20 protein-coding genes are annotated in these 18,269 nt (G+C 73.8%); 8 read left to right on the top strand and 12 right to left on the bottom strand.

Annotation, left to right across the window (positions count from 1 at the left end; all coding sequences use genetic code 11):
• Positions 1–10: 10 nt before the first annotated feature.
• Complete coding sequence (locus tag AB5J73_RS36370) at positions 11–544, bottom strand: TetR/AcrR family transcriptional regulator (protein ID WP_370963347.1); 534 nt, start codon at positions 542–544, stop codon at positions 11–13.
• A gap of 77 nt (positions 545–621) precedes the next feature.
• Between AB5J73_RS36370 and AB5J73_RS36365 the strand changes: the two genes are divergently transcribed.
• Positions 622–1,836: an FAD-dependent monooxygenase gene (locus tag AB5J73_RS36365; protein WP_370963346.1), complete on the top strand. Its 1,215-nt coding sequence runs from the start codon at positions 622–624 to the stop codon at positions 1,834–1,836.
• Here the strand turns inward: AB5J73_RS36365 and AB5J73_RS36360 are convergent.
• The 5 genes from AB5J73_RS36360 to AB5J73_RS36340 form a co-directional block, all read right to left on the bottom strand.
• The gene (locus AB5J73_RS36360) at positions 1,812–2,402 is read right to left on the bottom strand and encodes a DinB family protein (RefSeq protein WP_370963345.1); all 591 of its coding nucleotides are present in this window, start codon (positions 2,400–2,402) and stop codon (positions 1,812–1,814) included. The genes AB5J73_RS36365 and AB5J73_RS36360 overlap by 25 nt on opposite strands.
• A 155-nt stretch (positions 2,403–2,557) precedes the next feature.
• Positions 2,558–3,649, bottom strand: coding sequence for an SWIM zinc finger family protein (locus tag AB5J73_RS36355; protein WP_370963344.1), 1,092 nt, complete (start codon positions 3,647–3,649; stop codon positions 2,558–2,560).
• Positions 3,646–6,120: a DEAD/DEAH box helicase gene (locus AB5J73_RS36350; protein WP_370963343.1), complete on the bottom strand. Its 2,475-nt coding sequence runs from the start codon at positions 6,118–6,120 to the stop codon at positions 3,646–3,648. The genes AB5J73_RS36355 and AB5J73_RS36350 overlap by 4 nt, the downstream gene beginning before the upstream one ends.
• A 71-nt stretch (positions 6,121–6,191) precedes the next feature.
• Positions 6,192–6,974 (bottom strand): ABC transporter permease, encoded by a 783-nt coding sequence (locus AB5J73_RS36345; RefSeq protein ID WP_370963342.1) that lies wholly within the window; start codon positions 6,972–6,974, stop codon positions 6,192–6,194.
• The gene (locus AB5J73_RS36340) at positions 6,971–7,897 is read right to left on the bottom strand and encodes an ATP-binding cassette domain-containing protein (protein WP_370963341.1); all 927 of its coding nucleotides are present in this window, start codon (positions 7,895–7,897) and stop codon (positions 6,971–6,973) included. Before AB5J73_RS36340 ends, AB5J73_RS36345 begins: the two co-directional genes overlap by 4 nt.
• Positions 7,898–7,977: 80 nt before the next feature.
• Between AB5J73_RS36340 and AB5J73_RS36335 the strand changes: the two genes are divergently transcribed.
• Positions 7,978–8,754: a TetR/AcrR family transcriptional regulator C-terminal domain-containing protein gene (locus AB5J73_RS36335; RefSeq protein ID WP_370963340.1), complete on the top strand. Its 777-nt coding sequence runs from the start codon at positions 7,978–7,980 to the stop codon at positions 8,752–8,754.
• Here the strand turns inward: AB5J73_RS36335 and AB5J73_RS36330 are convergent.
• Positions 8,737–9,906, bottom strand: coding sequence for a cytochrome P450 (locus AB5J73_RS36330; protein WP_370963339.1), 1,170 nt, complete (start codon positions 9,904–9,906; stop codon positions 8,737–8,739). The two genes, AB5J73_RS36335 and AB5J73_RS36330, sit on opposite strands and share 18 nt — an antisense overlap.
• 86 nt (positions 9,907–9,992) lie before the next feature.
• Here AB5J73_RS36330 and AB5J73_RS36325 point away from each other — a divergent pair, with 86 nt between their 5' ends.
• The 5 genes from AB5J73_RS36325 to AB5J73_RS36305 all read left to right on the top strand — a co-directional run bounded on the left by AB5J73_RS36325 (position 9,993) and on the right by AB5J73_RS36305 (position 13,996).
• Complete coding sequence (locus tag AB5J73_RS36325; protein ID WP_370963338.1) at positions 9,993–11,036, top strand: TetR/AcrR family transcriptional regulator; 1,044 nt, start codon at positions 9,993–9,995, stop codon at positions 11,034–11,036.
• A 78-nt stretch (positions 11,037–11,114) separates the two neighbouring features.
• A complete protein-coding gene (locus tag AB5J73_RS36320; protein ID WP_370963337.1) occupies positions 11,115–12,386 on the top strand; it encodes an RNA polymerase sigma factor in 1,272 nt (423 codons plus the stop codon).
• Complete coding sequence (locus AB5J73_RS36315; protein ID WP_370963336.1) at positions 12,383–13,174, top strand: alpha/beta fold hydrolase; 792 nt, start codon at positions 12,383–12,385, stop codon at positions 13,172–13,174. Before AB5J73_RS36320 ends, AB5J73_RS36315 begins: the two co-directional genes overlap by 4 nt.
• Position 13,175: 1 nt before the next feature.
• Positions 13,176–13,511 (top strand): YciI family protein, encoded by a 336-nt coding sequence (locus AB5J73_RS36310; RefSeq protein ID WP_370963335.1) that lies wholly within the window; start codon positions 13,176–13,178, stop codon positions 13,509–13,511.
• A complete protein-coding gene (locus tag AB5J73_RS36305; RefSeq protein WP_370963334.1) occupies positions 13,511–13,996 on the top strand; it encodes a GyrI-like domain-containing protein in 486 nt (161 codons plus the stop codon). Before AB5J73_RS36310 ends, AB5J73_RS36305 begins: the two co-directional genes overlap by 1 nt.
• On the opposite strand, the gene AB5J73_RS36300 is transcribed toward AB5J73_RS36305, so the two are convergent.
• Together AB5J73_RS36300 and AB5J73_RS36295 are read right to left on the bottom strand one after the other, a co-directional pair.
• Positions 13,997–14,446 carry a DUF1772 domain-containing protein gene (locus tag AB5J73_RS36300; protein ID WP_370963333.1) on the bottom strand — a complete coding sequence of 150 codons (450 nt, stop codon included), beginning with the start codon at positions 14,444–14,446 and terminating at the stop codon, positions 13,997–13,999.
• A 17-nt stretch (positions 14,447–14,463) separates the two neighbouring features.
• Positions 14,464–15,285, bottom strand: a complete 822-nt coding sequence (locus AB5J73_RS36295) for an NAD(P)H-binding protein (protein ID WP_370963332.1) — start codon at positions 15,283–15,285, stop codon at positions 14,464–14,466.
• Positions 15,286–15,367: 82 nt separating this feature from the next.
• Between AB5J73_RS36295 and AB5J73_RS36290 the strand changes: the two genes are divergently transcribed.
• Positions 15,368–16,312 carry an AraC family transcriptional regulator gene (locus AB5J73_RS36290; protein WP_370963331.1) on the top strand — a complete coding sequence of 315 codons (945 nt, stop codon included), beginning with the start codon at positions 15,368–15,370 and terminating at the stop codon, positions 16,310–16,312.
• Positions 16,313–16,321: 9 nt separating this feature from the next.
• On the opposite strand, the gene AB5J73_RS36285 is transcribed toward AB5J73_RS36290, so the two are convergent.
• Genes AB5J73_RS36285 through AB5J73_RS36275 form a run of 3 tightly spaced genes read right to left on the bottom strand, consistent with a single transcriptional unit; the run spans position 16,322 to position 18,159 of the window.
• Positions 16,322–16,753, bottom strand: a complete 432-nt coding sequence (locus AB5J73_RS36285; RefSeq protein WP_370963330.1) for an SRPBCC domain-containing protein — start codon at positions 16,751–16,753, stop codon at positions 16,322–16,324.
• On the bottom strand, positions 16,750–17,097 hold the full coding sequence (locus tag AB5J73_RS36280; RefSeq protein WP_370963329.1) for an ArsR/SmtB family transcription factor: 348 nt from the start codon (positions 17,095–17,097) through the stop codon (positions 16,750–16,752). Before AB5J73_RS36280 ends, AB5J73_RS36285 begins: the two co-directional genes overlap by 4 nt.
• Before the next feature lie 9 nt (positions 17,098–17,106).
• The gene (locus AB5J73_RS36275) at positions 17,107–18,159 is read right to left on the bottom strand and encodes a hypothetical protein (protein ID WP_370963328.1); all 1,053 of its coding nucleotides are present in this window, start codon (positions 18,157–18,159) and stop codon (positions 17,107–17,109) included.
• Between the last annotated feature and the right edge of the window lie 110 nt (positions 18,160–18,269).

The raw sequence follows: 18,269 nt of genomic DNA, 5'->3' as shown, positions 1-18,269 counted from the left end.
CTTTTCGACATCAGCCGCCGAGGGCGTCGAGGGCGCCGGCGACCGCGGCGGCTTTGAGCTCGGCGACGGCGGCGTCGGGGAACTGCATGCAGACGTCCTGCAGGCCGCCCAGCGCCAGGATCGCGCGGGCCTGCTGCTCGAGGGTCGGCGACGGGCCGCAGATCAGCGCGGTGAGCCGGGTGCGCCAGCCCAGTGCCTTGTCGATCAGGCCGAGGTCGGCCAGCGTCGGCATCTCGGCCAGGAGCATGATCACGTCCGCGCGGTGGCGGTAGTTGAAGTCGAAGAACCCCTCGATCAGCTCCCGCACCGGCGCGTCACTGCGGGCTTCCTGGGCGAGGAGGAACGCCTCGCCGTCGTCGAGCATCGGCTGGACGATGCTGCGGACGAGGTCGTCGCGGGAGGGGAAGTGGTAGTAGAGCGCGGGTTTGGTGATGCCCAGCCGGCCGGCGATGTCCTGGAGGCTGGTGCGCTGGACGCCCTGGCTGGTGAACAGGTCGCGAGCGACGTCCAGGATGCGCTGCTTGGTGTCGGAGGGTTTCGGCACCGCCACAGCATAACTGACTTACCGATAGGTAAGCAGACGTGCTACAACTTACCTACCGTTAAGTCAGGGAGGTACTCATGCGGATCCTCGTCTCCGGCGCGAGCATCGCCGGCCCGGTGCTGGCGTACTGGCTCACCCGCCACGGCTTCGACGTCACCGTCGTCGAACGCGCCCCGGCGCTGCGCAAGACCGGCGGCCACGCGGTCGACCTGTTCCGGCCCGCCATGGACATCACCGAGAAGATGGGCGTCCTGCCGCGCGTGGAAGCGCTCAAGACCGGCACCACCCGGATGACGCTGCACCGCGAAGGCGCCCGCCGTCCCGCGCGGGTGGACCTGTCGAAGATCTACCGGGCCACCTCCGACCGGCACGTCGAGATCATGCGCGACGACCTCAGCGAGATCTACTACGACGCCGGCCGCGACGACGCCGAGTACCTCTTCGGCGATTCGATCACCGCCATCTCCCCCGACGGCGACGTCACCTTCGACCACGCCCCGCCGCGGCGCTTCGACGTGATCGTCGGCGCCGACGGACTGCACTCGAACGTGCGGCGCCTGGTCTTCGGCGAAGAAGCCGGGCTCACGAAGTTCATCGGCGCCTACCTGGCCGTGCTGTCCCTGCCCGGCACCTCCGGCCTCGGCGACGGCGAGACCGTCCTGCACCTCGGGCCCGGCCGGACCGCGGGCATCTACAGCGCCCGCCACCTCGACGAGGCCCGCGCGGTGTTCCTGTTCCGCCGCGACGAAGAGCTCGACTACCACCACCGGGACGTCCCACGGCAGAAAGAGCTGCTGCGCGCGGCGTACGCGGGAATGCACCCGCAGGTCGACGGCTGGCTCGCCGGCCTCGACGGCCCGGGTCCGTTCTACTTCGACTCGATCACCCAGCTGCGGCTGGACTCCTGGTCACGCGGCCGCGTCACCCTCGTCGGCGACGCGGGCTACTGCCCCAGCCCGGCGGTCGGCGGCAGCACGAGCCTGGCCGTGCTCGGCGCGTACGTCCTCGCCGGCGAACTGGCCGCGGCGGGCGGGGACCACGAACGCGCCTTCGCCGCCTACGAACGGGAAATGGCCGAACTGGTCCGCCAGAGCCGCGCCTTCGCCGCCGGCGCGGCCCGGAGCCTGATCCCGGCCTCCCGCGCGGGTGTCTGGGCACTGGCCACCGGCGGCCGGCTGGTCTCGGCCCTGCCGGCCGGGTTCAGCCGCGCGGTCGCGAAGCTGAACACCGGCGGCGTGCGCATGCACGACTCGATGCGGGTCAAGGACTACACGGCCTCCCCGGTGGGCTGACGGTGGTGGTCGGCGGCCGCCTGGACGCGGGACACGTAGTCCGCCCACCAGGCGGCGTCGCCGATGTCGTCGTGGTCGCCGCCCGGCCGGCCGTCGATCAGCTCGCGCACGATGTCGGCGTGCCCCGCGTGGTGCGCCGTCTCGGCCACCACCCGCACCAGCAGCGAGCCGAACGTCGTCCGGCGGCGCGCTTCCGGCCACCACGCCACCTCGGCCGGCGCGTCCAGCGGCAGCAGCGCGATCGACTCGTCGGAGTGCCGCCACGCCGTCCGGTACAGCTCGAGCAGCTCCTCCCGGCTCTGCCCGGCGGTCGCCCACATGTCCGCGCTGTCCCAGATCGACCCGTCGGCCACCCACGGCAGCGTGACCGGCGCCGGCCGGCCCACGCAGTCGCCGAGGTAGCCGAACTCGCCCCCGGCCAGGTGCTTGACCAAGCCCAGCAGGTTGGTGGCGGTCGGGGTGAGGGGACGCCGGACGTCGTACTCGCTCAGCCCCGAAAGGGTCGAGACCACGTGGTCCCGGTTCTCCTGGAGGTAGCGCCGCAGGTCGGCGGCAAGGGGGTCCATGCCCGAACGCTAGCGGCGGGCACCGACAAAAAGGCGCCGGGCGGGCGCGCGGGGACGAGCCCGCGCGCCCGCACCCCCAGTGGCCCGGCGGAACGCCGCCGTCGCGGGACAGGAGGCAGCAGCCCCCGCGCTGGATACCGCGAATTCCGCGGATTTCAGCCCGAGAACAACCCCGGATCCGGCTCCGGCGGTCCCGACGGCCACCAGGTGTCCCCGTCGAGGCGGTACGGGTGCCACCGGCCGCGGCGATCCAGCCGCAGCTGCACCTCCCCGAACGTGCAGTGGTTGCGCTCGAACACCGGGTCCTCACCGGCCAGCGCGGCCCGCGCGGCCGCCAGCACCGGCTTCGGCGGGCTCCACGCCGAGTCCAGCACCTCCAGCCCGTCCCGGCCCCCGAACGTCCACGCCGCCACCGCCCGATCGAACCCGGCCCCCGTCCCGAGCCGGTCGGCCACCGCGGGGAACCGCGCCGCCAGCCGGACCGCGTCGGCCCGCCGACCCGGCCACGGCTCACCGGCCAGCACCGCCCGCGCCTGCGCCGAAGCGCTGGCCGCCAGCAACGCGAACGCCTCCGCGGGCACCCCGGGCGCCGCCGGGATGGACGGCGAACCCGACGGCCGGAACGCCGCCAAGTCCGGCAGCGGCCCCGGCGTCCGGTCCGCCGCCACGACCGCGTCGGCCACCGGCGCGAGCCGGCTCTCCAGCTCCGCCCGGATCTCCCGCTCACCGCGCCCGCGCATCAGCAGCAGCACGAACGGGTCCGCGTCCAGCAGCCACGACGCCTGGAACGACAACGCCGCCGCGTGCCGGCACGGCAGCTCCCAGCCCGGGCAGTCGCACTCCGGGTCGAGGTCGCCGATCCCGGGCAGCAGGTGCACCCCGGCGTCGTCGGCCGCCTCGACCAGGTCGTGCGGCATGTCCCGGTCCAGCAGCGCCGCCAGGTGCCCGGACCGCGACGCGACCCGGTCGAAGAACCGCGTCCAGTCGCCGTCCGAGAGCTCCGCCAGCCGCAGCTCCGTGCGGTACGGGCCGCCGTCGGCGTCCTCGACCACCGCCGCGATCCGGCCCGGGCTGACCGTGATCGGCCCGACCAGCCCGGCCGCGGCGTACCGGCGGCCCTTCTTCAGCTGCCGCAGGTCCAGCGCGGTGTCCTCCATCGCGCGCACCCACGCCCGCCCCCACCACGTGCGGGCGAAGCGCCCAGCCGCCCCGAACGCGGGGAACCCGCGCACCCGGTCGTCGGTCATCCGCGGCTCCTCAGCTCGACGAGCTCCGCGAGCTCGGTGTCGGTCAGTTCCGTCAACGCCGCCTCGCCACCGGCCAGCACCGCGTCCGCCAGCGCCCGCTTCTCCCGCAGCATCGCCGCGATCCGGTCCTCGACCGTGCCCTCGGCCACCAGCCGGTGCACCTGCACCGGTTTCGTCTGCCCGATCCGGTACGCCCGGTCGGTCGCCTGGTCCTCCACCGCCGGGTTCCACCAGCGGTCGAAGTGCACGACGTGGTCGGCGCGGGTCAGGTTCAGCCCCGTCCCGGCCGCCTTCAGCGACAGCAGGAACACCGGCACCGCGCCGTCCTGGAACCGCGCCACCAGCTCCTCGCGCCGGGCCACCGGGGTGCCGCCGTGCAGCAGCTGCGTCGCGATCCCGCGGCCGGCCAGGTGCTTCTCCAGCAGCCGCGCCATGGCGACGTACTGGGTGAACACCAGCACCGCGCCGCCCTCGGCGAGGATCGTGTCCAGCAGCTCGTCGAGCAGCTCCACCTTGCCCGAGCGGCCACCCGGTTCCTTGAGGTACTGCGCCGGGTGGTTGCAGATCTGCTTGAGCGCGGTCAGCAGCTTCACGATCCGGCCGCGCCGCGCCATCCCGTCGCTGGCGGCGATGTCGGCCATCAGCTCCCGCACGACCGCCTCGTACAGCGCCGCCTGGTCCGGGCTCAGCGCCACCGGCCGGTCGGTCTCGGTCTTCGGCGGCAGCTCCGGGGCGATCCCGGGATCGGACTTGCGGCGCCGCAGCAGGAACGGCCGCAACAGCCGGGAAAGCCGCTCGGCCGCCGCCGGGTCCCCGGCCTCGATCGGCTTCGCCCAGCGCTCCCGGAACTCCGCCAGCGACCCCAGCAGTCCCGGCGCCGACCAGTCCAGGATCGCCCACAGCTCCGAGAGCGTGTTCTCCACCGGCGTGCCGGTCAGCGCCACTCGCGCCGCCGCCGGCACTTGCCGCAACGCCTTCGCCGTGCCCGAGCGGTGGTTCTTCACGTGCTGGGCCTCGTCGGCGACCAGCAGCCCCCACCGCACCCCGGCCAGCGGCGCCGGATCGGTGCGCAGCGTGCCGTACGTCGTCAGCACGAACCCGTCGAGGTCCTCGAGCGAGCGGGCGCTGCCGTGGAACCGCCGCACCGGGACACCGGGGGCGAACCGGCGGATCTCGCGCTCCCAGTTGCCCAGCAGCGAGGCCGGGCAGACCACCAGCGTCGGACCCGAAGCGCGGTGCAGGTGCAACGCGATCAGCGTGACCGTCTTGCCGAGGCCCATGTCGTCGGCGAGACAGCCGCCCAGGCCCAGCCCGGTCACGGTGGCCAGCCACTGGAGCCCGCGCAGCTGGTAGTCCCGCAGCTGCGCGGCCAGCCCGGCCGGCGGAACCTCCGGCTCCGGCGGCGCGGACAGCCGCTCCCGCAACCGCGCCAGCCAGCCCTCGGTGACGACTTCGACCGCTTCGCCGTCGACCTCGGTGGTGCCGGTCAGCACCGCGCCGAGCGCGTCGACCGGCGTCAGCGGCTTCAGCACCCGTTCCCGCGCCTTCGCCGCCAGCGCGGGGTCGACCAGCACCCACCGGTCGCGCAGCCGCACCACCGCGCGGCGCGCCTCGGCGAGCGCGTCCAGCTCCGCCTCGGTCAGCACCTCACCGCCCAGGGCGAGCTGCCAGTCGAACTCCAAGGCGCGCCCGCCGCCGAAGAACCAGGGCAGGTCACCCGGTGCGTCGCCGGCGCGGACCACCGCCCGCGCGGTCAGCGACCCCGCGAGCTCGGCGGGCCAGTGCACCTCGATCCCGGCCGCCGTCAGCCGCGGGGCCGCGGCCGCGACGAGCTCGGTCACCTCGTCCTCGCCCAGCGCCAGCTCGTCGGGCACCGCCGAGGTCAGCAACGGGCTCAGCGCCGGCCAGACCTGCGCACCCCGCCGCAGCGCCAGCACGACGTCGATGCGCGCCCGCGGCCCGAACCGGCCGGTCTCCCACAGCTCCGCCGCGTCGGCGACCTGTCCCGGATCGGCGAGGCTGTGCACCTGCACCACCGCGCGGTAGCGCCCGGCGTCGAATCCGCCGGGCGCCTCGATCCGCAGCGACACCCGGATGCCCGAGTCCAGGCCCGCCGCCAGTTCGTCCGCCCAGTCGCGCAGTGGTTCGGCCCGCTGCGGCGCGACCGCGGCGAACAACCGCGTCCCGGCCGCTTTCGCCGCGGCGGGGGTGCGGGGCAGCGTGTCGGCGACGGCGTCGAGGAACGCCCGCAGCAGCGGTTCCGGCGCCCGTTCGTCCGGCGGCATCGCGGCCGCGAGCTCGCGCAGCCACGCGGCTTCGGCCGGTTCCAGCGGCCCGACGCGCCAGGCGTCGTACCCGGCCGCGGTCACCCCCGGCAGCAGCCGTCCCGCGGCGACCAGCCGCAGCGCCGCCGTCGCCGCGGCCGCCCAGAACCCCTCGGCGCCGCCCAGCAGTTCCCCCAGGCCTTCCACAATGGACAGATCGCGGCCGTCGACGACGAGCCGCCCCGCCCGTGGTGGTTCCCCCGGTGTGAAGTCGACGTTCAGTTCCCCAGCCTCCTGTATCGGCGCACGGACAGCGGCACGAAGACCGCGAGCAGCGCCAGCGGCCAGACCACGGCCATCGGCACCGGGTGCGTGCTCACCCAGGACGTCCCGGCCGCGCCGGGGTTGCCGAACAGCACCCGGGCGGCGGTCACCGTCGAGGACAACGGGTTCCACTCCGCCACGGTTCCCAGCCACGCCGGCATCGTCGCGGTCGCCACGAACGCGCTGGAGAGGAACCCGAACGGGAACTCCAGGGTCTGCGCGAGGGTGACCATCGCCGGGTCGGAGGTCAGCAGCCCCAGGTAGATCCCCGCCCACACCAGCGCAGTGCGCAGCAGGAGCAGCAACCCGAGCGCGGCCAGCGTCTCGCCGGGCGAGCCGTGCGGCCGCCAGCCGACGGCGAACCCGCAGCCCAGCAGCACCGCCAGTGCGAGCACCGCGTTCGCCAGGTCCGCGGCCACCCGGCCGGTCAGCACCGCCGACGGCGCCATCGGCAGCGACCGGAACCGGTCGGTCACGCCCTTGGCCGCGTCGTCCAGCACCGCGATCATCGTTCCCGACAACCCGAACGCCATGGTCATCGCGAACATCCCCGGCATCAGGAACTCGCGGTAGGAGCCGCCGCCGGGCACGCTCATCCCCCCGCCGAGCAGGTAGGCGAAGATCAGCACCATCAGGATCGGGAACGCCACCACGGTGGCCAGCCGGGCCGGGCGCCGCGCCAGCTGGGCCAGGTAGCGCTGGGTCAGCGTCCAGCCGTCTTCCAGTGCCCACCTCATCGCGCCACCCCCGTCAGCTCCAAGAACACCTCGTCCAGCGTCGGGTGCCGCAGCGCCACATCGGCGAACGCCAGTTCCGATGCCGCCAGCTCGCGCACGACGTCGGTCAGCATCGCCGGTTCGGCCGGTGCGCTGACCCGCAGTTCCTCGGTGACCGGCGCGGCGCCGGTCACCCGGGCCAGCAACGCCGCCGCCGAGCCGACGGCGTCCGGATCGGTCAGCACCAGCTCGATCCGGGTCGCTCCGAGCGAGCCCTTGAGCTCGGCCGGCGTGCCTTCGGCGACCACCCGGCCGCGCTCGACCAGTGAGATCCGGTCGGCCAGCTGGTCGGCTTCCTCCAGGTACTGGGTCGTGAGCAGCACGGTCGTGCCGTCGGCGACCAGTGACCGCACGGCCCGCCAGACCTCGAGGCGGCTGCGCGGGTCCAGGCCGGTGGTCGGCTCGTCGAGGAACAGCACCCGCGGCGCCGCCAGCAGTGAAGCCGCCAGATCGAGCCGCCGCCGCATCCCGCCCGAGTACGCCGAGACCGGTTTCGGCCCGGTGCCGGCGAGGCCGAACCGTTCCAGCAGGTCGTCGGCGCGGCGCGCGGCCTCGCGCCGGCCCAGGTGGTGCAGCCGGCCGAACAGCACCAGGTTCTGCCGCCCGGACAGGATCTCGTCGACCGCGGCCTGCTGCCCGACCAGCCCGATCGAGGACCGCACTTTCGCTGATTCAGTGGCGACGTCGAAGCCGGCCACCCGTGCGACGCCACTGTCGTGGCGCAGCAGCGTGGACAGCACGCGCACCGCCGTCGTCTTGCCCGCGCCGTTCGGTCCCAGCAGGCCGCACACGGTGCCGGCCGGGACGGAGAGATCGAACCCGTCGAGGGCGTACGCGTCGCCGTAGCGCTTGCGCACCCCCTCGGCGTGGATCTGCGGAATCATGCTCCCCCTTTTACTCTGTACCGTGTACGAAGAAGAGGTTAGCACAACTCTGTACAAAGTACGAAGAACGGGTGGGCACAATGGCCGGCGTGAGCACCGAGGACAACGGCGAAAGCGACCCGCGAAGGGCGATCGAGCTGCTCTGGGGCGTTTCGCCGGCCCCGCGCCGCGGCCCGAAGCCGAAGCTGAGCACCGCCGACGTCGTCCGCGCGGCCGTGCTGCTGGCCGACGCCGACGACATCGAGGCGGTCACGATCCGCCGCGTCGCCGAGCTCCTCGGCGTCTCCCCCATGTCCCTCTACACCTACGTGCCGGGCCGGGCCGAGCTGATCGACCTGATGATCGACCACGTCCACGGCGAGCTCCCGGCCACCGAACCGGGCCTCGGCTGGCGCACGGCGCTGACCGCCGTCGCCGAAGCGCAGTGGGCGCTCTTCCACCGGCACCCCTGGCTGCTGCAGCTCACCACCAGCCGCTCGCCGCTGGGTCCGCACAGCTTCGCCAAGTACGAGAACGAGCTGCGCGCGGTCGAAGGCATCGGCCTCGACGACGTCGAGATGGACGCCGTGGTCAGCCTGATCACCGGCCTCGTCCGGACCACCGCGCGCAGCTCCGTCGACAACGCCCGCCTGGTCCGCGCCAGCGGCCTGACCGACGCGCAGTGGTGGGACCGCGCCGCGCCGGTGCTGGCCGACATCCCGGCCGCCGGCGCGGCGCACCACCCGATCTCCACCCGGGTCGGCACGGCCGCGGGCGAGGCCCACAACGCCGCGGAGAACCCGGGCTACACCTTCCGCTTCGGCCTCGCCCGCATCCTGGACGGCATCGGGGCGCTCATCTCAGAGCGCCAGGAGTAGCCGGGCGGGCCGCCAGGTCCCGCCGTCGGGGGCCCGGGGGACGTCGCCGGCCAGCGCCAGGTCCGGGTAGCGCTCGAACAGCATCGACAGCGCCACCTCGGTCTCCACCCGCGCGATCGACGCACCCAGGCAGAAGTGCGGGCCGTGCGAGAACCCCAGCTGCGCCGGCCCCTGCCGGGTGACGTCGAGTCGGCCGGCGCCGTCGAACACCCGTGGGTCGCGGTCGGCGGCGACCATCGCCGCGGTCACCCGCTCGCCCGCGCGGATCAGGTCGCCGTCGATCTCGACGTCTTCGCGCGCGAACCGCGGCGTGGTCAGCAGCTGCGGACTGCAGAAGCGCATCAGCTCCTCGACCGCCCCCGGCCACAACCCCGGGTCCGCTCGCAGCAGTTCCAGCTGGTCCGGGTGCCGCAGCAGCGCTTCGACGGCGTTGGCGACGAGGTTCACCGGCGTCTGCCCGGCCAGCACCAGGTGCCAGACCAGGGTGACCAGCTCGGTGTCGGTGAGCCGGTCGTCGTCCTGGGCGCGCACCAGGTCGCCGATGAGGTCGTCACCCGGCTCGGCCCGGCTGCGCGCCACGGCTTCCTTCGCGCCCTCGATGATCGCCGGGATGGCCGCGGCGAAGTCCGGGCCCACCCCGCTGGCGACCGCGGCGCCGTACTCGCGCCAGCGCGGGCGGTCGGCGTCCGGGATGCCCGCCAGCTCGCAGATGACGTCCATCGGCAGCGGCCGCGCGAAGTGCGCCACCAGGTCCACGAGGCCGTCTTCGACGTGGGCGGGCAGCGCGTCGAGCAGCCGCCCGGTGATGGCGGCCAGGCGCGGGCGCAACTGCGCGGCGCGCTTCGGGGTGAACGCCGGGGCGACCAGGCGCCGCAGCCGCAGGTGCTCGGGCCCGTCCTGCTCGGCCATGGTCTTCATGTACTCGAGGCAGTGCTCCGGGATGCCCGGCGGCCGCAGGAAGCTCTCGGACCGGACCTCGAACCGCGGGTCGGCCAGCATCGCGCGCGCCTCGGTGTAGCGGGTCAGCGCCCAGAACGGGCCGAACCCGGGAATGACCAGCTTGGCCACCGCGCTCACCTCCCGCGCCCGGTCGTAGGCGGGGAACGGGTCGGTGAGGACCTCGAGGTCCGTGAGATCGATTTCGGGGGTCATCCACCACTCCAGATGTTTACATCAGATGTTCATATCATCTCAGTGGTCACGGTATCTTGATCCGCGACACCGCGGCAAGGAGGACGATGGTCAGGCTCAGCAGGGCGGAAACCCAGGAACGCAACCGCGCCAAGGTCCTGGCCGCCGCGCGGGACGAGTTCGCCCGCCGCGGCTTCCGCGAAGCCAAGATCGACGTCATCGCCGACCGCGCCGAGCTCACCCGCGGCGCGGTCTACTCCAACTTCCCCGGCAAGCGCGCCCTCTACTTCGCCGTCCTGGCCGACCTCGCCGAGCGCGCACCCCGCCCCGCCACCCCGCCGGCCGACGCGGGCGCGGCCGACGTCCTGGCCGCGTTCGCCCGCGCCTGGGTCGCGCGCCTGCCCCTGGCCACCGACAGCGACAGCGAAGACACCCGCCTCGCCCGCGACCTGCTGCCCGAGGTCCTCGCCGACGAGCACACCCGGCGGCCGTTCGCGCAGCTCACGCGCGTCAACGCGATCCTGCTCGGCCTGGCCCTCGAGCGCGTCCGCCCGGGACGGCGGCTCGTGCGGGTCGCCGAAGCCGCCCTCACGACGTTGCACGGCGCGAGCCAGCTCGCCGCGGCCGCGCCCGGCTTCGGGGAGCCGTTCCACCTCGTCACCGCCTGCGCCGCGCTGCTCGACCTCGGCCTGAGCGACGTCTGGCCCGCGGTCCCGCCGATCACCACCCAGGCCCGGCCCACCGACGAACCCTGGCGCCCGCCGTCGGCCGTGGACCTCCTCACCGGCGAGGCGATCCGGCCCGGCGACGGCGTCGTCACCGTCCTGGGCCTGCACCGCGCCTCGGCCTTCGAAGAAGCCGTCCGCGCCGGCGCCGACGTCACCGCCGTGCTCGTCACCAGCGACCCCGGCGAACTCGCCCCGCTGGCCCGCCTCGCCGTCGCCGACCTGCGCGGCTGCCTCGACCAGGCGATCGCCCCGCCCGACCACCCCCGGCTGCGGATCCTCTGCGACGCGGGCGGCGCGTTCGCCGCGGCCGCCGGGATCACCGCGGTCAGCGACGCCACCGAAGCGGCCGTACGCGTCGAAGGCGGCCGGATCGTCGCCCGCGCGGAAGGGTTCGGCGCCTGCCACGCGGCCGCGACCGGGTAGGCGGCAGCCCGCGGCGGCGGGCTGTCGGTCCCGGGCCGGCCCGTTCGTCGGGTGGGTGAACCGGCGAGAGGAGCAGAGGTGGACGTCGAGACCGCGGTGGCCGACGCGTTCCGCGAAGAGTGGGGCCAGGTCGTGGCCACGCTCATCCGGGTCACCGGCGACTGGGACCTGGCCGAGGAGTGCGCCCAGGAGGCTTTCGCCCTCGCCCTGCGCACCTGGCCCCGCGACGGCGTCCCGCGCAAACCCGGCGCCTGGCTGACCACCGCCGCCCGCAACCGCGCCACCGACCGGCTCCGCCGCGACGCCGTCGGCGCCGCCAAGCTCGAGGAGGCCGGCCGCGTGCCCGTCCCCGACCCGCCCGAACCCGACGACAGCGGCGTCACCGACGACCGGCTGCGGCTCATCTTCACCTGCTGCCACCCCGCCCTGGCCACCGAAGCCCAGGTCGCGCTCGCGCTGCGCACCCTCGCCGGCCTGTCCACCGCCGACATCGCCCGCGCGTTCCTCGTCCCGGAAGCGACCATGTCGCAACGGCTGGTCCGGGTGAAGCGCAAGATCCGCCACGCCCGCATCCCCTACCGCGTCCCGCCCGCGCACCTGCTGCCCGAACGCACCAACGCCGTCCTCGGCGTGCTGTACCTGACGTTCAACGAGGGCTACTCCGCCAGCGCCGGGCCCGACCTGCAACGCCCCGACCTCGCCGCCGAAGCCGTCCGCCTCGCCCGCGTCCTGGCCGGGCTGATGCCCGACGAACCCGAAGCCCTCGGCCTGCTCGCCCTGCTGCTGCTCCAGCACGCCCGCCGCGCCACCCGCACCGGCGCCGGCGGCGAGCTCGTCCCGCTCGAAGAGCAGGACCGCACCCGCTGGGACACCGAGCGCATCACCGAAGGCACGCAGCTCCTGGAGACCGCGCTGCGCCGCCGCCGGCCCGGGCCGTACCAGATCCAGGCCGCCATCGCCGCCTGCCACGCCACCGCCGCCCGCGCCGCCGACACCGACTGGCCGCAGATCGCGGGCCTCTACCGCGAGCTGCGCAAGTTCGTCCCCAGCGCCGTCGTCGAACTCAACCGGGCGATCGCGGTCGGCATGGCCGACGGCCCCGCGGCCGGCCTCGCCCTGCTCGACGAGCTGGACCTGGCGAACTACCACCTGCTGCCGGCCACCCGCGCCGACTTCCTCCGCCGGCTCGGCCGCCACGGCGAGGCCGCCCGGTGGTACGCCACCGCCCGCGACCTCGCGCCCACCGACGCCGAGCGCGCCTACCTCACGCGAAGAATTTCGGAGACGCTGTCCGTTCCGGGCGATCCCGTTCGTCGGGAGGACGAACCCCGACCGGAGGAGACCCCATGACCACCCTCGACGTTCCCGGCGCCACCCTCACCTACGACGTCACCGGCAGCGGCCCCGTCCTGCTGCTCGTGCCCGGCGGGGCGGCCGATTCCACGATGTTCGCCCCGATCCGGCCGCTCCTCGCCGAAGACCACACCGTCGTCACCTACGACCCCCGCGGCATCTCCCGCAGCCCCCTGCACGGCGAACCCGGCCCCGACACCATCCGCGAACACGCCGACGACGTGCACCGCCTGCTCACCGAGTTCGGTCCCGCGGACGTGCTGGCCAGCAGCGGCGGCGCCATCACGCTGCTGGAGCACGTCGTGCGCCACCCGGGCGAGGTCCGCACCGTCGTGCTGCACGAACCGCCGGTCACGCGTTACCTCGGCCCGGACGTCCTCGACGGCCCGGACATCCCGGCGATCTACCGCGAGCACGGCATCGGCGCCGCCATCGCCGCCTTCATGGAGATGGCCGGCTTCGACATCGCCCCGCCCACCGACCCCACCCCCGAAGAACTCGCCCACATGAAGGTGATGGAAGGCAACTTCGCCTACTTCTTCGGGCACCTGATGGCCGCCATCGGCGCCTACGAGCCCGACCTCGACGCGTTGCGGGCGACGTCCGCGCGGCTGGTCGTCGGCGTCGGGGAGAAGTCCGCCGGCCTGCCCGCCCACGAAGCGGGCCTCGGCCTGGCCGCCGACCTCGGGCTGGCCGCCGAACCGTTCCCCGGCGACCACGGCGGCTTCGAAGCCGAGCCGGCCGCGTTCGCCGCGCGCCTGCGCGCCGTGCTGGCAGGATGCTGACATGCGGTACCTGCTGATGATCGCCGGCGACGAGAGCGCCGAGGAGCACCAGAACGACGGCTGCGGCGGCTGGGGCGAGGACCTGGAACGCCGCGGCAAGATCCACGGCGGTGGTGGCCTGCGCCCGCCGTCGGAAGCCACGACCATCCGGGTCCGCGACGGCGAAGTCCTGCTCACCGACGGGCCGTTCACCGAAGCCAAGGAACAGATCGGCGGCTTCGTCATCATCGAGTGCGACGACCTCGACGAAGCCCTCGAAATCGCGGCCGAGCACCCCGCCGCCACCTACGGCAGCATCGAGGTCCGCCCGATGCTCGGACCGGCGGACTTCACCTGATGCCCGCGATCGTCGAGCGGCCGGCCCAGCGGTACGTCGCCGAGCGCGCCACCGTCACCATCCCGGAGTTCCCGCGCATCGCCGACCGGCTGCCGCCCCTGATCGGCACCCTCGCCGCGCGCGGCGTCGCCTTGGCCGGAGCGCCGTTTTTCCGCTACCGCGTGCTGCACCCCGGGATGCGGTTCACCGTCGAAGCCGGCGTGCCCGTCGACGGCGGCTTCGAGCCGGAAGACCCGGTCTTCACCGGCGAGCTCCCGGCGGGCCGGTACGTCCTCGACACCTACGTCGGCGCCCCCGACGGGCTGGCCGCCGCGACCGCGTCGGTCCTGGAGTGGGGCGCCGCCGAGGGCATCGAATGGGACCGGACCGCCGGTCCCGACGGCGAAGAGTGGGGCTGCCGCTTGGAAGTGCTGCGCAGCAACCCCCGGGAAGTGCCGGACCCCGCGCAGTGGGTGACCGACCTGCTCTTCCGCATCGCGGGGTGATCAGCGCCGGGTGAGCACGGCCGCCACCAGGCAGCCGAAGCCGGCCGTGCTCACCACCGCGCGCAGGACGTTCCAGCGCACCCACACCGCCTCGAACTGCGCCCGCACCGCCGCGTAGTCGTCACCGCCGGCGTCCAGCGCGTTGTTGAGCGGGATGTTCACCGCCCCGGTGATCACCAGCATCGCCACCAGGCACGCGAACCCCGCGATCACCCACGGCCGCGCGCCGGTGTCGAGGAACACCGCCACCCCCGCCAGCAGCGGCGCACCCAGGAACGTCAGCAGGAACACCGGGTTGACGATCGCGACGTTGATCCCCCGCATCCCCTCGACGAACGTCTTGTCGTCGCCGCGCGCCAGGCCCGGCATGACCGAGCAGGCGTAGGCGTAGAACAGTCCGGCGATCAGCCCGGCCGTGATCAGCGCGGCCACCAGCACCACAGTGGACATCGGTTTCCCCTTCTCCTTCACCGGGCCCAGACCCCGGTCGCCGCGGCCGCCCGGGCGTAGTCCGCGAAATCCGTCGCCGGGCGCCCCAGCACCCGCTCGACGTCGGTCGTCAGCGACGAGTTGCGGCCGTCGAGCACCCGGCCGAACAGCTGCACCAGCGCGCCGACCTCGTCCTCCGGCACGCCCTGGGCGGCCGCGCCCGCGGCGAACTCCGCCGTGGAAACCGGAACATAGCGGACATCCCGCCCGGAGGCGGCCGAAATGTCCGCCGCGGCGTCGGCGAAGCTCAGCAGCCGCGGCCCGGTCAGCTCGTACCGCCGCGCGGTGTGCCCGGGCTCGGTGAGCACCCGCACCGCCACGTCGGCGATGTCGCGGACGTCGACGAACGGCTCCGTCACCGGCCCGGCCGGCAGTGCGATCTCCCCGCCGCGCACCGCGTCCAGGAGGAAGTGCTCGCTGAAGTTCTGCGCGAACCAGCTGCACCGCAGGATCGTCCAGCCGGTGCCGGCGTCCCGGACGATCTGCTCGCAAGCCTCGGCTTCTTCCTCGCCGCGGCCGGAGAGCAGCACCAGGTGCCGCACGCCGCTCGCCACGGCCAGCTCGGCGAACGCGTGGACGTCGCCGGCCGCCTCCGGCACCACCAGGTCCGGGTAGTACGTCAGGTAGACGGCGTCGACGCCCTCCAGCACGGGCTTCCAGCTCTCGCGCTCGCGCCAGTCGAACGGCGGTGCTCCGCGCCGCGACGTGATCCGCACCGGCAGGTCGCGCTCCCGCAGCCGGTCCGCCACGCGGCGCCCGGTCTTGCCGGTCCCGCCCACCACCAAGAAGTTCGTTGTCATGGCACTGAGTCAACCGGCGATCGGTGAGACTCTCCATAGTTCAGAGCCTCGATAGCATGTTCCAGCGTCTACACTCGGTCGCATGGACCCGCTCGCCGCGCTTCTCGACGGCCCCCGCGCGCACGGCGCGTTCCTGCTGCGCTCGATCATGACCCCGCCGTGGTCGCTGCGCATCGAAGACCGGGCACCCCTGACGGTGGTGGCGGTGGTCCGGGGCGAAGCGTGGGTCGTGCCCGACGCCGGCGAAGCGGTCTCGATGGGCGAAGGCGACGTCGCGATCGCCCGCGGCCCCGACCCGTACCTGGTCGCCGACCACCCCGGGACGCCGCCGCAAGCGATCATCCTGCCCGGCCAGGAGTGCCGCACCCCCGACGGCGGCCACCTCACCGAACTCACCGGCCTCGGCGTGCGCACCTGGGGACACGGCACCGACGGCCCGGTCGTGCTGCTGACCGGTACGTACACGATGGAAGGCGAGCTGAGCAAACGGCTCCTGGCGGCCCTGCCCGCCCTGATCGTCCTGCGCGCGGCCGACTGGCCGACCCCGCTGGTGGCACTGCTCGCCGCCGAGATCGGCCGGGACGTCCCGGGCCAGGAAGCCGTCCTCGACCGGCTGCTGGACCTGCTGCTGATCGCGGCGCTGCGAGCCTGGTTCGACCGCCCGGACACCGCGGCACCCGCCTGGTACCGCGCCCACGACGACCCGGTCGTCGGCCAGGCGCTGCGGCTGCTGCAGCACCAGCCCGCCGAGCCGTGGACGGTCGCCGACCTCGCCTCGGCCACCGGCATTTCCCGCGCGGCACTGGCCCGCCGCTTCGCCGTGGCGGTCGGCGAGACCCCGATGGCCTACCTCACCGGCTGGCGCCTCGCGCTGGCCGCGGACCTGCTGCGCCAGCACCGCGAAACCACGATCGGTTCGGTGGCCCGCCAGGTCGGCTACGGCAGCGCGTTCGCACTGAGCACGGCGTTCAAACGCGAGTTCGGCGTCAGCCCGCAGCAGTACCGGACCCGGGAGCCAGCGTCGTGAGCGCGGCGGTCACTTCAGCGTCTCGCCCAGCCGGTCGAGCCAGTCGCCCGTGCCCCGCTCGCGCCACTCCGGTTCCTCGGCACCGTCGAGGTAGGTGCCCTGCTCGGTCAGCACCAGCCGGGTGCCGTCTGCTTCGGCGGCCAGCTCGACCGTCGTGATCGAGACCGTGGCGAGCGCGTTGCCGCCGCTCAGCGTCGTGGCGTAGACGATCCGCCGCGCCGGCACGATGTCGTGGTAGGTCGAGGTGACGCTCAACTTCGTCTCGTCCGGGCCGAGTGCGTCGACGGTTTCCGTGCCGCCGACGCGGAAGTCCAGGGTGTGCGTGCCGTCGGGGACGAACCAGCGGGCCTTCGCGGCCGGGTCCGCCCAGGCGGCGAACACCCGCTCCGGCGGCGCGGGGTAGGTGCGTTCGAGGGTGAAGGTGGCGTGCTTGACGGTCATGACGTGCTCCCTTCCGGGGTCTCCGGCCCGGCGAGGAAGTCACCGAGCCGGTCGAGCCTGCCTTCCCACGTGGTGCGCTGCCGTCCCAGCCAGTGCTCGCCGGCGCGCAGCACCGCCGGTTCGATCCGGCAGGTGCGGACGCGGCCGACCTTCTCCGACCGCACGATCCCCGCGGCCTCCAGCACCTGGAGGTGCTGCACGACCGCGGCCAGCGACATGGTCAGCGGCTCGGCCAGCTCACTGACCGACGCCGGACCGCGCACGAGCCGCTCCACCAGCGCCCGCCGCGTCCGGTCGCCCAGGGCGCGGAACACCAGGTCCAGCGACTCATCATGGTTAAGCATGTACTTAAGTTAGGCTCGCTCGCCCGATTGGTCAAGTAACTGCTTAAGTGTTTCGGGGAGCTCAGGCGTCTCGCGCAGGACGGTGAGCACCCGGGCCAGCTCGCGCTCAGCCTCGTCACCGCGGCCCAGCGCCGTGCGCAGTTCGGCGCCCAGATTCGTCGTGGTCTCGTGCATCGACCGGACGGTCTGCTCGTGGGCGGCCTGCAGTTCACCGAGCCGCTGGTCGAACCCGGCCCGCAGCCGTTCGGCATCGGCCCGGGCGCGATCCTCTTGCGCCGCAACAGCCTTGGCGTGTTCGTCGCGGGCGGCGTCGAGGCGCGCCTGGACGGCATCCGCACGGCTTTCGGCGGCTTCGGTCCGCGCCGCGGCAGCCTGACCGCGGCCGCGTTCCTCGTCGACGGCGGCCCGCGCGGCTGCGAGTTCGGCGGTCAGGGTGGCGATCGCCGCGGCGCGTTCGCCGGCCAGAGCCGCGGAGGCATCGGCGCGGTCGGCGACACGGGCGAGTTCGTCGCGGACGGCGGCCAGCTGACCCTCGGCCCGCCGCTGCTCCTGCACGGCGGCACGCCGGGCCGCGCTCTCCTCATCCCGCTCCCGGAGCGCGGCGTCCTTCTCCTTCTCGGCGGCTTGCGCTGCCGCGACGGCCGATTCGGCCTCGTCCCGGTCTTGAGCCGCGGCGGCTTCGGCCCGCCCGCGCTGCAGCCGGTGGTCATCGGCCTCGGCCAGCGCCGCATCCCGCTCGGCGAGCGCGGCGGCGGTGGTCGCCTCGAGCTGGTGGCGCAGCGTCGTGAGCGTCTCCACGAGCCCGCGAGCCGGTTCGAGCACCCGATCGACCTGACCGGCGAGCGCGGTGACGGCGGTGTCGTCCAGCTCGGTATCGCTCTCCCGCAGCGACTCGGCGTCCGCCAGCACGGCCTCGGCGTCCCGGCAGCTGAGGTTCCGCCGCCCCCAGGTCTTCCCGTCCTGGCAGAACCGAGCCCGGCTTCCCCGCCCCACCGCGGGCGGCAGCGGTGCCCCGCATCGCCGGTACTCGCAAACCCGGATCTGACCAGCGTCTTCCGTCATGATCAGGACCCTATCAAAGCTTCTGAGTAGAACTAGAAGCAGCTGTTCTAAATCTAAAGATACTGACAGCTGTCTCTGGGTTGGGATAAGGTCACATATCCCAACCCAGA

It is taken from the genome of Amycolatopsis sp. cg9, assembly GCF_041346945.1.
Lineage (GTDB): Bacteria > Actinomycetota > Actinomycetes > Mycobacteriales > Pseudonocardiaceae > Amycolatopsis.
The sequence above is the reverse complement of the archived record's forward strand: the minus strand, read 5'-3'. Positions and strand labels throughout refer to the sequence as shown.